We start from the raw sequence: 13,873 nt of genomic DNA, 5'->3' as shown, positions 1-13,873 counted from the left end.
GGGATATCAGTTCCTACCTGATGGATTACTATAACTGGCGGCGTCCACATCAACACAATGATGGGATACCGCCAGCAGAGGCCGAGAATCGGCTTAACTGTGTGTCCGGATTTAGTTGACCACTACAATCCATGCAATAAGGGCAGGAGCCCGGCCCCTGCCCTTTCCCATCCTTCACCAAGCTCGCCTTGTCCTGGCGCTCAGGTCAGGTAGTAACGCCACGCCCTGATCGGCTCCGAATAACCCACTCTGGTGCAGAAGGGGGCCAACTCGCTGTTGGCCTGCTCTAGGCTGAGGGTCTGATGGTTGTCCTCCCGACACCACTGCACGAACTCGCCGCTGTTGAAGCTGTAGTGATCCCCGTGAAAGGTCCCGTGAGCCTCGATCAAATCGATGGCTTTGTCGATCTCCATGATTGGCCTCCTGGCTTTGTGCTCTCCTCTTCAAGCTTAGCGAGCAGGGACGATGGGAGGGGCGTAATAGGTCGCGCCATTGGCCCAGTGGCGATTGGAAAAAGGGAAAAAAGAGGGGGTTGCCAGCAGAATTGCGACAGCCTGCTTTCGCACACACCTAATGATGTTTAGTAATCAGACCTACCTATCTCACATATCCTGATTCAAAGGCTTCAGTCCCCTCCCCAACAACAGTACACTGCTCTAAAAATTATGATTGGTATCTTAATGATTTTTGGATGCCGAATTTAAATAAACAAATAGAAATTAATGAGACAATACAATGATGAGCATGCCTGACAGATATTCCGGTGAAAATGCATATATCTACTCATCACGTATTTTGAATTTCAGAGGTATCTCGTCAGTTAATAAATTATTATCGTCAGATGTATTTTTAATGTCGCTAGATAGTAACAACACACTATCTTATAAAAAAGATGGCAAACTAACACACGAAACATTAAAAATACAAATGGCATTGAATGAACAAGGTATGCGTGTTGCTAATCACAGCGACTTTATTGAATCCAACAGCCATCAGATCTATCATTATGCCTTCCTAATAGCTCTTAACATGCTTCTAGCAGAAAAAAGACTATTTAACTCCTCTTATTCATTTCCATTGCCAAAAATACGACTTTTCATGCATCCTGTGTCAATAGCCACGGAAGGATGTGACAATTTGGAGTTGTATCTCCCCTTAGTATCTATATATGATGATGGCACAATCCAGCTTTCCTTCAAGTCCATATCAGGATTTAATAATTATACCAACAAGGAGTTGATAGGATACACAATAAACAAAAGCCAGTTAAACGTGACTTCTTTTCTTTGCTGTAAAGATCTACTCTTAGCAGCCATAACTCATGAGTTATCTAAAGAGCCATTATTAATGAAACTCATTAATAGAAAAGAGCTTTACCACATAATAGATTTATCCTTAGAAAGACCCCACACAATGGAGTTTGGGGAAGAAGAATTAACTTTATTTAATCTTGTACAAACTGATGTAATAACCATAACTGATATTTCAAGAAATCTACTCTCATTATTAGCTGCATCAATAGAAAAAGAGAGAGTAACGTTAGATTTTAAATGGTTTGCGAAAAGCTTCCAAGATACATCTCTTGGTTCTTTCTGGTGTGCGAAACCAGTGATTTTTATCGATGAACATTCTAGGCAAATGAAAAAATCATCTGATAATTGGAACTCTCATAAATATTTTGTTGACTCTGTGATGTCTCGAGTCATCCCTGCCCCAGAGCAGTTACATAAAGCAAAAGACATAAGATTATTCAATGACTATAATCATTTTTTTAGTGACTCAATTTCTTTAGTTTTAATGGCTAAAGATGCAACTGACGATCTTAACGTTCAAGATTCTTACACTTTTGACAATGTCATTGCGGATACGCTGACTCTTAATGAGATTGGAGAATACATAAAAGTTTATTATAACTACGCGGAAAAGCGGATAGAGAACTGCCGAAATACAATTGAGTTAGTTCAAGAGGAATTATCTATAATAAATTTTGAATCATCATTAACATCAGCTCAAAAATATGGTGAGATTGCGGCTTTCATAGAAAATGTAAAAAATGGTGATTTTGTTGCGAAAAGTATTGATAATGTAAGAAAAAGGCTTGAGGGTGTAAGAAAATCATTGGATTTGAATGAGAAAATATCCTCTGACATTGATAGTAAGAGAATTACAATTTTTTTTGGCGTGCTCGCCTCCGCATCACTATCTCCTGAATTTATACAACCAGCACTTCAGTCTATGGATTTAGCACCAAAGGAAGACAGCACTTTAAAAATCGTTGGATTCATAATATCCATAATATTTGTTTGTTTGTGTTTACCTCTAACAAAATTAATATGGAGGCACCGTCCTAGAAAATAAAACCCAAAAAGGTTGATTAATGTACTTATTATACAATATGGGTTTATATCCTAATTTAATAAGAAGGGCGCTTTCGCGCCCTTCTTATTAATCACCCTTCCTGATTTTCCTCGGCGGCCGGCTCAGCGCCGGCAGCGGATTCAATCTCGATGCGATCGACGCGCTGCAAACCGCGGGGCAGCTTGGCGCCACGGCGGCCGCGCTCGCCACGGTAGTAGTCAAGGTCAGATGGCTTGAGAGTGAGCTTGCGCTTGCCGGCAAACAGGGTGACATATTGCCCCTGCGGAATAATGGCGGCCATCACCATAAACTCTTCCCGCGCCTTCACGCGAGCGGACGGAATGCTGATCAGCTTGTTGCCCTTGCCCTTGCCGAGTACCGGCAATGTGTTGAGCGGGAACAGCAGCATGCGCCCCTCGTTGGAGATGGCCATGCAGAGATCGGTCTCCGGCGAGCCAATCTTCTGGGGTGCCATCACCTGGCCCCCTTCCGGCACAGTCAGCAGCGCCTTGCCGTTCTTGTTCTTGCCGATGAGATCGTCATAGGTACAGACGAAGCCATAACCGGCATCCGAACAGATCAGATAAGGTTCCCCCTCGTTGCCCATCACCAGATGACGAACCTCTTCGCCTGCGCCCAGCGCAAAGCGGCCGGTGAGCGGCTCGCCCTGACTGCGGGCCGATGGCAGCGTGTGAGCCTCCAGCGCATAGGTGCGTCCCAGGGTGGAGAGGAACACAGCCTGCTGGTTGCTGCGGCCGCAGGCGTGGGCCAGATAACCATCCCCCGCCTTGTAGGAGAGGCCTTCCACGTCCACGTCGTGGCCCTTGGCGGCCCGTACCCAGCCTGCACCCGAGAGGATGACGGTGACCGGCTCGCTCGGGGTCAGCTCTTTCTCGGTCAAGGCTACCGCGCTGGCGCGCTCCACCAGCGGGGTGCGGCGATCGTCGCCGTACTTCTCGGCATCTGCCAGCAGCTCCTTCTTGAGCAATGTGTTGAGGCGGCGCTCCGAGCCCAACAGCAGTTCGAGCTTGTCGCGCTCTATGGCCAGTTCGTCCTGCTCGGCGCGCAGCTTGAACTCTTCGAGCTTCGCCAGGTGGCGCAGTTTGAGCTCGAGGATCGCCTCTGCCTGGGTCTCGCTGATGTTGAAGCGCTCCACCATCACCTTGCCCGGCTCATCCTCGGTGCGGATGATCTCGATCACCTCGTCGATGTTGAGGTAGGCCACCAGCAAGCCTTCGAGGATGTGCAGGCGAGCCAGCACCTTGTCGAGGCGATACTGCAGGCGACGGCGCACCGTCTCGCGGCGGAAGGTGATCCACTCGGAGAGGATCATCTTGAGGGTCTTCACCTGCGGCCGGTTGTCCAGCCCCAGAATGTTGAGGTTGACGCGATAGTTCTTCTCCAGATCCGTGGTGGCGAACAGGTGGGCCATCAACGCCTCCATGTCCACCCGGTTGGAGCGGGGAATGATCACCAGACGGGTCGGGTTCTCATGGTCCGATTCATCCCGCAGGTCGGTGACCATGGGCAGCTTCTTGGCCACCATCTGGGCGGCGATCTGCTCCATGATCTTGGCGCCTGAGGCCTGATGGGGCAGCGCCGTGATGACGATGTCGCCATCCTCCTCGTTCCAGACCGCCCGCTGCTTGATGGAGCCCTTGCCGGTCTCGTAGATTTTGCGGATGTCATCGCGCGGCGTGATGATCTCGGCGCTGGTCGGGTAGTCCGGCCCCTGAATGTGCGCCATCAGCGCATCCAGCCCGGCATTGGGGTTGTCCAGCAGCTCGGCGCAGGCGTAAGCCACTTCCCGCGCGTTGTGGGGCGGGATATCCGTCGCCATGCCCACGGCTATGCCTGTGATGCCGTTGAGCAGTATGTGCGGCAGGCGGGCGGGCAGCACCACGGGTTCTTTCATGGTGCCGTCGAAGTTCGGTGTCCACTCCACAGTGCCCTGGCCGAGCTCGGAGAGCAGCAGCTCGGAGAAGCGCGACAGCCGCGCCTCGGTATAACGCATGGCGGCGAAGGACTTGGGATCGTCCGGCGCACCCCAGTTGCCCTGACCATCCACCAGCGGGTAGCGATAGGAGAAGGGCTGGGCCATCAGCACCATGGCTTCATAACAGGCGCTGTCGCCGTGGGGATGGTACTTGCCCAGCACGTCACCCACGGTACGGGCGGATTTCTTGTGCTTGGAGAGGGCCGACAGACCCAGCTCGCTCATGGCGTAGATGATGCGCCGCTGCACGGGTTTGAGGCCATCGCCGATATGCGGCAGGGCCCGGTCCATGATGACGTACATGGAGTAGTTCAAGTAAGCCTGTTCGGTAAAGGCGCGCATCGGCTGGCGCTCTACCCCGTCCAGACTGAGCTCGATAGCATCACTCATGTGATTATCTCTTTCGGTTCGGGAGCTGGTTGGCGCTCTACTTCATCCAACAGACTGAGCTCGATAGCATCACTCATATGTTTTTCTCTTGCTATGGCGCGCCCTCAGAGGGCACGCCTGAAATGCGGGTCGGCAGGTGACCGACGGCTTAGATGATGGCGAGGTTGCCCTTCTCTTCCAGCCACTCGCGGCGATCCGGGGCACGCTTCTTGGCCAGCAGCATGTCCATCAGTTGCAGGGTCTCGTCCCCCTCCTCCAGCTCGCCCATGGTGAGCTGCACCAGGCGGCGGGTATTGGGATCCATGGTGGTTTCCCGCAGCTGTTTCGGGTTCATCTCGCCCAGACCCTTGAATCGGGTCACCATCACCTTGCCTTTCTTCTTCTCGGCCTCGACCCGCTGCAGCACGCCGTTCTTCTCGTCCTCATCGAGGGCATAGAACACCTCCTTGCCGATGTCGATCCGGTAGAGCGGCGGCATGGCCACATAGACGTGGCCATGATTGACCAGGGTGCGGAAGTGCCTGACGAACAGGGCGCACAGCAGGGTGGCTATGTGCAGACCGTCCGAGTCCGCATCAGCCAGTATGCACACCTTGCCGTAGCGCAGGCCGGAGAGATCCTCGGAGTCCGGGTCCAGGCCTATGGCCACAGAGATGTCGTGCACTTCTTGCGAGGCGAGCACCTGACCGGCTTCCACCTCCCAGGTATTCAGTATCTTGCCGCGCAGGGGCATGATGGCCTGGAACTCACGGTCCCGCGCCTGCTTGGCGCTGCCGCCCGCCGAGTCACCCTCCACCAGGAAGAGTTCCCCCTGCATGGGGTCGGCGCAGTTGCAGTCGGTCAGCTTGCCGGGCAGGGCCGGGCCTTGCGTTATCTTCTTGCGCACCACAGTCTTGGCGGCGCGCAACCTGCGCTGGGCGCTGGAGATGCAGATCTCGGCGATCTGCTCCGCCAGCTCGGTGTTGCTGTTGAGGAACAGGCTGAAGGCATCCTTCACCACCCCCGACACGAAGGCAGAGCTCTGGCGCGACGACAGCCGCTCCTTGGTCTGGCCGGCAAACTGGGGATCCTGCATCTTGATGGAGAGGATGTAGGCGCAGCGATCCCAGATGTCTTCCGGGGTCAGCTTGACCCCGCGCGGCAACAGGTTGCGGAACTCGCAGAACTCGCGCATGGCGTCGAGCAGACCCTGGCGCAGGCCGTTGACGTGAGTACCGCCCTGCGGCGTCGGGATCAGGTTCACATAGGATTCAGCGAGGCACTCGCCCCCTTCCGGCAACCAGCACAGGGCCCAGTCCACCGCGGACTGCTCTGTGCTGAAGGCGCCGACGAAGGGCTGCTCCGGCAGGCAGGTGAACTGCTTGACCGCATCGACCAGATAATCCTTGAGGCCATCTTCGTAGCACCACTCCAGCTTGATGCCGGTGTTCTTGTCGAGGAACTTGATGGTGAGGCCGGGGCAGAGTACGGCCTTGGCCTTGAGCAGGTGCTCCAGCTTGGTGACCGAGAAGCGGGGCGAGTCGAAATAGCTCGCCTGCGGCCAGAATCGCACCCGAGTGCCCGTGTTGCGGCGCCCGCAGGTGCCGGTAATGGTCAGCTCCTGCACCTTGTCGCCGCGCTCGAAGGCGATGTCATAGACCTGGCCGTCGCGGCGCACCGTCACCTCGACCCGATCGGAGAGGGCGTTCACTACCGAGATGCCCACCCCGTGCAGACCGCCGGAGAACTGATAGTTCTTGTTGGAGAACTTGCCCCCCGCGTGCAGCTTGCAGAGGATCAGCTCCACACCGGATACCCCCTCCTCCGGGTGAATGTCGACCGGCATGCCGCGGCCGTCATCGATCACCTCGAGGGACTGGTCTTCAAACAGGGTCACCTCCAGGGTACGGGCGTGGCCCGCCAGCGCCTCATCGACGCTGTTGTCGATGACCTCCTGGCCGAGGTGATTGGGCCGGGTGGTGTCTGTGTACATGCCGGGGCGACGACGCACCGGTTCGAGGCCATTGAGGACCTCAATGGCATCCGCATTGTATTGAGTGGACATGGAGGGCCTTGCGAATTGACGTTTGGGGAGAATCTTACTCGTTGGGAGGGCCTTGGACAAACCCGACTGCGGGAAAGGGTGATCCAGACAGGGGCCGGCCAGGCCCAAGTCCGGACTCAGGTCGCGGCTGACGCCACCGGCAGCGCCTGCTGCAGCTGGGAGAGAGAGCTGTGCAGCCGCCACACCATGCCAGCCAGATCCAGCGCCGCCGGATCCCGATGACGAGCCAGCCCCTGGCTGATGCGTTGCAGCTCGGCCAGCGTCCGTTCGAGGGAGTCATGCTGCACCCCCCGCTCGGTGAGGATCCCTCGCAGGCAGCGAATGCAGGCGTCTCGCACCAGATAGAGCGGCTGATCATCGCCACGCCACTGGCGCAATTGCCAGACGATGTGGCTGCAGTTGAGCAGCACCACGCCCCAGCGCAACACCCAGAGCCTGGCGGTCTGATCCTGGCTCTGGCTGAGCTGGCTGATGCCGTGATAGATGCGCGATTCGAACTGGCTCTCGCTCTGCTGTGGCCTGGGCGCCAGCTGATCCATGAAGTCGTGGCGCAGGATACGCATGATACGGCGACTCTTGCGCCGATCCGAGCTCGGCCGCAGGATCTGGAACGCCAGCCCGGCCGCCATTACCCCCAACACCTGGCTGATGCTGGTATTGATGAACAACGAGTAGTCGTAGCTCGGCGGGTTGGTGATGGAGAGAAAGGAGCCGAGCAGCACTATGAGCTGACCCCACAGCACAGCCATCCTGGGCTTTTGCAGCTTGAACATCTGCATGGTGACCAGCACGGGAAACAGCAGGGCGCAGAACTGCCAGAAGTCGTCGATGCGGATCATCAGGCCGAATTTGACCGCGAAACAGACCAGGCTCAGCAGCAAAATAGCCTGCAGCATGGTGTTGACCCCCTTGACCGGCGCCGGCGTCGCCGAGTAGAGCACGCAGCAGATAGAGAGCATGGTCAGCGCCGTCCCCCCCAGATCCCACTGGCTGTGGATCCAGAAGGCGCAGCCCAGCAGCACGCAGAGGAAGGTGCGGCCACCGTTGTAGGCCGCCTCATAGCTGTCGATGTGGCTGGTGAGGGAGGTGTGGCGCGGCGGGGCCGGCCACTCCCGATCGTCATACTGCTCCAGCCGGCTCAGCCAGCGCTGGCACTCCAGATAGCTCCAGCAGAAGTGACGCAGCCGCAGCCAGAAGGTGCGGTGACGATAATCGCCCCCTGCAGTCGGCGCGAACGGAGCCAGCAGGCGGGCGATGCGATACTTGTCGCACGCCGGCTTGCCCAGCTCGGTCAGCAGGCTGGCCAGCAGCGCCTGAATGCCTGCCGGTTGCTCCGGCCAGTTATGCAGCATGCGGCGCTGGCTGGAGATGAGGCTGATGATCCGCAGCTGGCGGTGCAGCAGGAAGTTGAGCAGCTTGTTGTGGCGGCGCAGCCGGTGGTGGCTCCACACCGCCTGAATGCGCAGCACGTTCATGGTGAGGATCTGGCCGATCAGCCCCTCGTGGGCGCTGCGCACATCCGGGTTGGCCTCCCCCAGCCAGAGCAGCTGGGCATGTTCCAGCAGGCGGCTCTGGCTCTTGCGCAGCGATTGCAGCAGGGTCTCGCTGTCGGAGGTGCTGGGCAGGATCATCATCATCAGGCCACCGCAGAGGATGCCGATGATCACCTCGCTCACCCGGGCCTGGGCTATGTCGAAGATATGATGCGGATCGACCACGTTGACGCAGGAGAAGGCTATGATGGCGGCCGTGTAGCCCGCCAGGGCAAAGGCGTAGGAGACGTTGTTCTGATAGTGGTTGGAGATGTAGGTGCAGAGTCCGAGCCAGAGGGCGATGAGAAAGCTGAACAACCAGGGATCGCTGATGCCAAGGCCGGTGATCACCACGGCCGCCATGGCGCCAATCAGACTGCCAACCACCCGCCCCAGGCTCTTGCTGATGACCCCGCCCACGGTGGGAAAGCTCACCACGGCGGCCGAGGTCATGGCCCAGTAAGGGGCATCCAGCTGCAAGACAAACGCCAGCCAGAGCGACAGGCACATGGCCAGGCTGTTGCGCAGGGCATAACGCCACTGGCCACCGCTGGCCTTGCCCCAGGGGGTCCGGCGCCAGAGCGACCCGATTGCACTCACCTCATTCCCCTATGGTGATGGTGCAGGTGGTGCCCGCGATCAGGGCCAGCTCGGGCGGCACATCCAGCAGGCGGATCCGCACCGGCACCCGCTGGGCCAGCCGCACCCAGGGCACGTTCGGTTTGACGTCGAGCAGCAGGCTGCTGCCACCGTCCACGCTCTGATCGTGAATGGCGCGCCCTATGCTTTCCACCTCGCCGCGCAGGGTCTGATCCCCGCTGTAGAGCACCACTTCGGCCGGCTTGCCCGGCGCTATGCGCCTGAGCTTGGTCTCTTCGAAATAACCCTGCACATAGAAGGAGTGAATATCCACCAGCGCCACCAGCGGCACCCCTGCGCTGGCATAGTTGCCGACCCGGGTCTGCAGGTTGGTGATGTAACCGTCGCTCGCGGCATGCACCTGGGTCTTGGCGAGGGACCACTGCGCCTGCTCCAGATTGGCCTGGGCCACCTGATAGGCCGCCTTCATCGCCTGGGCATTGAGCCGTGCCTCGTCCCCGGCCTCCGCCGAGATGACGTTATTCGACAAGCCACGGCGACGCGTCGCCTCGTGCTCGGCCTTGTCGAGATCCGATTTGGCCTTGGCGAGCGCCGCGCTGGCGTTGTCGAGGGCGATCCGGTAGGGCTCGGGATCCAGGGTGAAGACCAGCTCTCCCGTCTTCACCAGCTGGTTGTCCTTGACCGCTATCTTGATGATCTTGCCCGATACCTCGGGAGTGATGCTGACCAGCTCGGCCCGCACCTTGCCATCCCGGGTCCAGGGGCCCTGCATGTAGTAGTTCCACAGCCACCAGCCCGCCGCCAGCGCTAGGACGCACACCAGCAGGGTGGAGAAGTATTTGAGGGTCGCGAGGGGTGATTTAGCCATGTAACAGGATCCAGAAAGCGCCACTGACGGCGAGGATAAACAGGGAGAGATCCATCAGCAGGGGATGCCAGACATCCCCGCCATAGAGCCAGTCACGCAGCAGGTGATGCACAGGCAACCAGCCAAGCAGACCGAACAGCACGGCCTTGAACAGGGGTGGAAAGTAGAGAGAAGCGCCCAGTATCAGATCCGGCAGCGCTGAAGGGGTCGTCACAAGCGTGCTCCCTGTTGGCAGAGAAGGGCAGAAAAGTCGGCCAGGGTCTGCACCAGAGCAGACCCGCCAAGGTTAACACAGCCATTTCCAGTGCTACAGGAGCAGATGGCTCCCTTGCGGTCAGACCACTCGGCCAGGTGGTTAACCCAGTCGCGCAGTGGCACTTCACCAGCTCGAACGGATTGATCCTTCAGAGGCAGGCGAGGTTGTCATCCTGTTCTCAACGGGTTGGGCGATCCGCAGGGTGATGCACCCCGTCTCGCGTCGGCACCTCCCCCAGTTCAAACGGATTGACCCCCTCGAGACAAGCTAGGTTATAGCCATACTCGGCCGGGTTGGAGCGGCGCTGGTGATGGGTGTAGATGCCGCAGATGCTGCAGAAGTAGTGTTTCGCGGTGCGGGTGTTGAACTGGTAGCAGCGCAGCACCGCCTCTCCCTGCAGGATACGGATGCCCGAGAGCGGCACCGAGGCGACGATGGCGCCACGCCGCCGGCAGAGGGAGCAGTCGCAGCGGCGCGGATCCACCACCCCATCCGGCAGGCTGAGTTCCAGCACCACAGCCCCGCAGTGACAGCTGGCCTTGTGTTTCTCTTCAATGGGGGTGTTGCCGATGCGTTTTATCATGCAGCCTCCTTGCCGCCGGGCGCCGGGCCCTGTCATCTCAATCGAACAGCGTCTCGCGCCGCCCCTGCTGCAGATGGGCATGCAGGGTACGCAGCTGGGATGCCAACACCCTGTGCAGGGAGAGCGGCGGCAGGGCATCGAGGGCGAAGTAGGCAGCGCCCCGGGTTTCGTCGGTCTCGGTGAGCAGCTGGCCTCCCGTCACCTCGCACAGGAAGAAGGCCTTGTGGGCGTGGGGCAACTGGGGCGGATGGGGATGTTTGAGCTTGTCGAACAGCGCCAGCAACTGCACGGCCCGACAGGCGAGCCCCGTCTCCTCGGCCACCTCACGCACCACGGCACCGGCCGGTGAGTCACCTATGTCGCACCAGCCGCCCGGCAGGGTCCAGCAGCCGTCGCTGCTCTCCTGCACCAGCAGGATATGGCCGTCATCGTTTTGAATAAACGCCCGCACATCCAGCTTGGGGGTGGGATAGCCGCTATCGAGGGCGATCCATGCTGCAATGGCAGCGGGATCCAGCTCGCTCTGACTGGCAATCAGGGCGACCGTGGCCGCTCTGAGTGCCTCGAAACGGCCGATATCGAAGGGATCCCTGGAATAGGTGAGGCCGGCCTGCGCCGTGGCCAGCACCTGTTCCAGAAAGGCGGCCAACGGCGGTTGCATGGCTAGAGCCCGAGGAAACGAATGATCTGGGCCGGGTAGCGCTCGAACCCGGTGAAGGCGTGATTGCCACCGCACTCCAGCGAGAGGCGGGCAAAGCGGTATTCGGTCAGCGCCTTGCGATAGTCGAGCACCTCATCCTCCTGCTGTTGCAGGATCCAGAGCCGTTCGGGGGCGGTTACCGGCACCGCCAGCGCCCGCAGCTCGTCCATGTGTGCCGGCAGCAGCTCGTAGCGCTCATCGGTATAGGGATTGGTCTGGGGGCCCAGATAGTCGCAGAGCAGCTCGTGAGGGCGCACCGCCGGGTTGATCAGGGCCGCGCGGCAGCCATACAACTCACTGACTCTCGTTGCCATAAAACCGCCGAGTGAGCTGCCCACGGCGCCAAGCTTGAGGCGGTTACCGTGACGGGCGCTGGCCGCTTCAATGGTCTGCGCTATGGCCGCCCAGGCCGCCGCCGGCGTATTGGGCTGGGCCGGGATAATCACCTCGATGTCGGGCCTGTGCGCCGCTACCCAGGCAGCCATCTGCTGCGCCTTGGCCGAGCCGGGTGATGAATTGAAACCGTGCAGATAAAGCAAAACGGAGGTCATGGAAGCGGCCTCCTCAATAACCGGTGGCATCGGGGTCGGGCACAAACTGCCCCACCGGCAGACGCCACACCTGGCTCGCGACCCGGCCATCCGGATGCAGGGTAAGATAGCGCCAGCCCGGACCTGACTCGTCCAGCGCGAAACCATCGCTAAGCGGCTTGAACTGGATGCAGGTGGAGGGACTGGCAATCAGCCGTACCCCACGATGCGTCTCGTCAAACTCCTGATGGACATGGCCAAACAAGATGGTTTTCTGCTGGGGATGACGGGCCAGCACGGCGAACAGGTCGTCGGCGTTCTTGAGATTGTGCTGATCCAGCCAGGCGCAACCCACAGGCACCGCCTGATGGTGCAGGGCTATCAGGGCATGGCGCTCGGGGTGCTGGCGCAGTGCACTGTCCAGCGCCGCCAGCTGGTGATCGCCGAGCACGCCGTGCGGTTTGCCGCGCACCTGGGTATCCAGCAGTATCACCTGCCAGTGCTCGCCCACCAGCTGCTTGGCCTCGCTGATACCGGCCGCATGCAGGTATTCGGTCATCAGGGGAGCATCGTCATGGTTGCCGGGCAGCCAGTAGATGGGGCGTGCCAGCGGAGCCATCATGCTGGCAAAGCGCTGGTAGGATTCCGGACTGTGATCCTGCGACAGATCGCCGGTCGCCAGGATCAGATCAAACGGATGATCGTTGGCCTGCACCCGCTCCAGCACGGCAGCCAGGCTCTCCGCGGTGCGCACGGCCAATAGCCGCCCCTCGGCACTCGCGAAGAGGTGGGTGTCAGTAATTTGTAACAGGCGCACACTGCCGTCCTGCGCCTGGGGTAGCTCTGTTTCCAAAATCACGCTTCTTTTTATAAGTTCAACTAGAGGATGTTTATCAGGCTGGTACCATGTCTGAGACAAAATTTTAGCCAATCGGCCAGGAACAGATTTACCTGCTCCTTTTCATCCCGCTGGTGCATTTTTTTATTGGGATAATCATAACGTGGTTGCAACCTCGAAATCTGTTGCGCCGCACACACTTCCGCCATCCGCACATCATGATACAAACGAATCTCGATGCGAGCCTGCAAGTAGCTCGGCAATTCCGGATTGTGCTGGGCCAGGATCACCTGGCTGGTGAAGCGGCTCTCCTCGCTGACGGTGAGCTGGAATTGCAGGCCGTTGCCCACCTGATAGCGGCGCTCGGCCCCGACTGTGCCGCCCGGCGGCAACAGTTTCATCAAGGCCATATAATTCACCTCGCAGGTACGCTGCAAGGACATCAAATCAGGCACATAACGCCTGGTCTGGGTGTGAACGAGTGCCACCTCAGCGCCCCGCCAGCCAGCGAGCCCGCAGCTCGCCGTGATTGAGGGCCAGCCACTGCAGCGCTATGACGGAGGCCGCATTGTCGATGCGCCCCTCTTTGAGCCAGGCATAGGCCTGTTCGCGGCTCACCACGTGCACCCGGATATCCTCGCCCTCCTCCGCCAGACCGTGGATCCCCTCGGCCTTGCTGGCATCCACCTCGCCCACATAGACCTCGATCCGCTCCGTGCTGCCACCCGGGCTCACCAGATAGCTGATGGCATGCTCACAGCGACCCACCTCTATCCCGGCCTCTTCCACCGCCTCGCGGCGCACCACGGCTTCGGCGGTTTCCCCTTCATCTATGATGCCGGCTACCAGCTCCAGCAGCCAGGGAGTGGGACTGGTCTCGATGGCGCCAATGCGGAACTGCTCCACCAGCACTATCTGGTCGCGCACAGGATCATAGGGCAGCAGGGCGCCGGCATGGCCGCGCTCGAACAGCTCGCGCACTATGGGTTCGTTCCAGCCCCCCGCAAATAACCTGTGCTGCAGGCGATAGACGTTCACTTTGAAGAAGCCGTTATATCCCGATGATTTATCGATGATTTTTACGTCATCGGCAGAATAGTGACGGGTTTGGGGCAAGGCTTGCTGCGACATACGAGACTCCCGCCAGCTTGACTTGGCTCGGTTTGACCATAAAATCC

The 13,873-nt window shown here is 58.8% G+C and carries 13 protein-coding genes; 1 reads left to right on the top strand and 12 read right to left on the bottom strand.

Annotation, left to right across the window (positions count from 1 at the left end; all coding sequences use genetic code 11):
* Positions 1-200: 200 nt before the first annotated feature.
* A complete protein-coding gene (locus AACQ95_RS20690; protein ID WP_241279681.1) occupies positions 201-413 on the bottom strand; it encodes a hypothetical protein in 213 nt (70 codons plus the stop codon).
* A 322-nt stretch (positions 414-735) separates the two neighbouring features.
* Between AACQ95_RS20690 and AACQ95_RS20685 the strand changes: the two genes are divergently transcribed.
* Positions 736-2,358 carry a hypothetical protein gene (locus AACQ95_RS20685; RefSeq protein WP_241279679.1) on the top strand — a complete coding sequence of 541 codons (1,623 nt, stop codon included), beginning with the start codon at positions 736-738 and terminating at the stop codon, positions 2,356-2,358.
* Between the two features lie 91 nt (positions 2,359-2,449).
* On the opposite strand, the gene parC is transcribed toward AACQ95_RS20685, so the two are convergent.
* From parC to nudF, 11 genes are all read right to left on the bottom strand, one after another.
* Positions 2,450-4,744: a DNA topoisomerase IV subunit A gene (gene parC / locus AACQ95_RS20680; RefSeq protein WP_241279677.1), complete on the bottom strand. Its 2,295-nt coding sequence runs from the start codon at positions 4,742-4,744 to the stop codon at positions 2,450-2,452.
* Between the two features lie 148 nt (positions 4,745-4,892).
* Positions 4,893-6,788, bottom strand: coding sequence for a DNA topoisomerase IV subunit B (gene parE / locus AACQ95_RS20675; protein ID WP_103472158.1), 1,896 nt, complete (start codon positions 6,786-6,788; stop codon positions 4,893-4,895).
* A gap of 116 nt (positions 6,789-6,904) precedes the next feature.
* Complete coding sequence (locus tag AACQ95_RS20670; protein ID WP_241279675.1) at positions 6,905-8,920, bottom strand: FUSC family protein; 2,016 nt, start codon at positions 8,918-8,920, stop codon at positions 6,905-6,907.
* 1 nt (position 8,921) lies between these two features.
* Positions 8,922-9,788 (bottom strand): efflux RND transporter periplasmic adaptor subunit, encoded by an 867-nt coding sequence (locus tag AACQ95_RS20665; RefSeq protein ID WP_241279673.1) that lies wholly within the window; start codon positions 9,786-9,788, stop codon positions 8,922-8,924.
* On the bottom strand, positions 9,781-10,023 hold the full coding sequence (locus AACQ95_RS20660; RefSeq protein WP_043137108.1) for a DUF1656 domain-containing protein: 243 nt from the start codon (positions 10,021-10,023) through the stop codon (positions 9,781-9,783). Before AACQ95_RS20660 ends, AACQ95_RS20665 begins: the two co-directional genes overlap by 8 nt.
* Positions 10,024-10,222: 199 nt before the next feature.
* Positions 10,223-10,627 (bottom strand): GFA family protein, encoded by a 405-nt coding sequence (locus AACQ95_RS20655; RefSeq protein ID WP_241279671.1) that lies wholly within the window; start codon positions 10,625-10,627, stop codon positions 10,223-10,225.
* Between the two features lie 37 nt (positions 10,628-10,664).
* Positions 10,665-11,288, bottom strand: coding sequence for an NUDIX hydrolase (locus AACQ95_RS20650; RefSeq protein ID WP_241279670.1), 624 nt, complete (start codon positions 11,286-11,288; stop codon positions 10,665-10,667).
* A gap of 2 nt (positions 11,289-11,290) precedes the next feature.
* Complete coding sequence (locus tag AACQ95_RS20645) at positions 11,291-11,878, bottom strand: YqiA/YcfP family alpha/beta fold hydrolase (RefSeq protein WP_241279668.1); 588 nt, start codon at positions 11,876-11,878, stop codon at positions 11,291-11,293.
* 13 nt (positions 11,879-11,891) lie between these two features.
* Entirely contained in the window at positions 11,892-12,710 is an 819-nt protein-coding gene (cpdA, locus tag AACQ95_RS20640; protein WP_043137116.1) for a 3',5'-cyclic-AMP phosphodiesterase, read from the bottom strand.
* Between the two features lie 26 nt (positions 12,711-12,736).
* A complete protein-coding gene (locus AACQ95_RS20635) occupies positions 12,737-13,183 on the bottom strand; it encodes a DUF1249 domain-containing protein (RefSeq protein WP_241279667.1) in 447 nt (148 codons plus the stop codon).
* A 1-nt stretch (position 13,184) separates the two neighbouring features.
* The gene (gene nudF, locus AACQ95_RS20630; protein ID WP_043554440.1) at positions 13,185-13,826 is read right to left on the bottom strand and encodes an ADP-ribose diphosphatase; all 642 of its coding nucleotides are present in this window, start codon (positions 13,824-13,826) and stop codon (positions 13,185-13,187) included.
* Positions 13,827-13,873: the final 47 nt, after the last annotated feature.

It is taken from the genome of Aeromonas sp. MR19 (genome assembly GCF_963899305.1).
GTDB lineage: Bacteria > Pseudomonadota > Gammaproteobacteria > Enterobacterales > Aeromonadaceae > Aeromonas > Aeromonas bestiarum.
This window is presented reverse-complemented; position numbering and strand designations above follow the sequence as displayed.